Origin of the sequence: Rhodopirellula maiorica SM1, assembly GCF_000346295.1 — a bacterium.
GTDB classification, from domain to species: domain Bacteria; phylum Planctomycetota; class Planctomycetia; order Pirellulales; family Pirellulaceae; genus Novipirellula; species Novipirellula maiorica.
Map to the genome: position 1 here is coordinate 1 of NZ_ANOG01000696.1, position 1,591 is coordinate 1,591.

At 55.2% G+C, this 1,591-nt stretch carries 2 protein-coding genes; one reads left to right on the forward strand and one right to left on the reverse strand.

Annotation, left to right across the window (positions count from 1 at the left end; genetic code table 11):
* The coding region (locus RMSM_RS22370) for an HTTM domain-containing protein (RefSeq protein WP_144057869.1) at window positions 1-1,224 on the forward strand (1,224 nt) is incomplete at its 5' end.
* 28 nt (window positions 1,225-1,252) lie between these two features.
* Here the strand turns inward: RMSM_RS22370 and RMSM_RS22375 are convergent.
* On the reverse strand, window positions 1,253-1,591 hold a 339-nt coding region (locus RMSM_RS22375), incomplete at its 5' end, for a sugar transferase (RefSeq protein WP_040768988.1).

Consider the following 1,591-nt stretch of genomic DNA (forward strand, 5'->3'; position numbering starts at 1 on the left):
GGAATGAGCGGACCATCAGTGATCGGGCTTTTCAAAGCATGGTTGTTGCAGTTTGTTGCTGCGTGGGATCGTTTTTGGTTCACGCCGCGGTACTCGCAGGTGCTGGCGGTGTTGCGAATCGTAACGGGCGGCATGCTGTTCTATTCGCATCTCGTGCTGGCGATGCAGCTCAGCGATTTTCTCGGCGATCATGCCTGGATCAACAATACAACCATCGCACAATTACACGATGGTGCGTTTGGTCCGTCGGATATGGGGCGTAGCTATCTTTGGCACCTGAGTAACCCGTTGCTGTTGTGGCTGCACCACGCCGCGACGCTAACGATTACGGCGGCATTTGCGATCGGGTTTATGACGCGGGTCACCGCGCCGGCAGCTTGGTTTTTGCAAATCATGTACATCCACCGTTTGACGGGATCGCTGTTTGGGCTGGATCAAATTGTCACCTACACGGCGATGTATTTGATGTTGACGCCCAGTGGCAGTTGTTTCAGCGTCGATGCATGGTTACGCGAGCGTTTTTCCGAACGCCGCCAATCGAGTCGCAAATTTGCGTGGCTGTTGCCCGAAAATCGGCCTAGCGTGGCGGCCAATGTGGGAACGCGATTGTTGCAATTGCACCTCTGCGTGATCTATCTGTTTGGCGGTCTGGCCAAGGCACGCGGCGAACTGTGGTGGGACGGGACTGCGATCTGGTTCGCGGTTGCCAACTACGAATACCAATCCATGAACATGACCTGGATCGGCAGCTACCCCCGCGTTTTCTCGGCACTGACGCACCTGACGCTATTTTGGGAAGTATTTTATTGTGCGTTGGTGTGGCCCCGCCTTAGTCGCCCCGTGGTCATTGCGATTGCCATCTTGGTGCATGGTGGGATTGCCACCTCGCTGGGAATGGCAACATTTGGTTTGATGATGATCGCCGCGAATTGCATCTTCGTAGAACCCAAGTGGTTACTGTTGCGTCCTGCTTCTGAACCGTCCAGCACTGACGTGGAGATTTCCACTGATGAAGAACCTCATACCGACAGCGTGGTCGATGACACCGATCTGCGGCGGCGAGAGGAAAAGCTTGCCGAGGACAAAGAAAAGTTGAAGCAGCGAGTCGAAACGCTGAAGAAACGCGAACGCAAAGTCCGCCGCGCCGCGAAAAAACTTCGCGAGCAAGGCGCGGGGGATCAACAGGAACTCTCTGAGTTGGACGAACCGCTCGAGTTGGATTGACGCGTTTTGGATTGACGCGTTGGTGGGATCAGTACGCTTCGGGTTGGCTCCAGGCCACTCGTAGCGTCTTGAATAGGATCTTGATGTCCAACCACAGTGACCAGTTGCGGATGTAGCGGTGGTCCCAATCGATCCGCCGTTCCATCTTGTCGATCGTATCGGTCTCGCCACGACAACCGTTGACTTGTGCCAATCCGGTGATGCCCGGTTTCACTTTGTGGCGAAGCATGTATCCGCGAATTCGGCTGCGGTATTGTTCGTTGTGAGCCGAGGCATGAGGTCGTGGCCCTACCAAGGACATCGTACCCGCGATGACGTTGAAGAGCTGTGGCAATTCGTCCAGACTGGTGCGACGAAGAATGTTTCC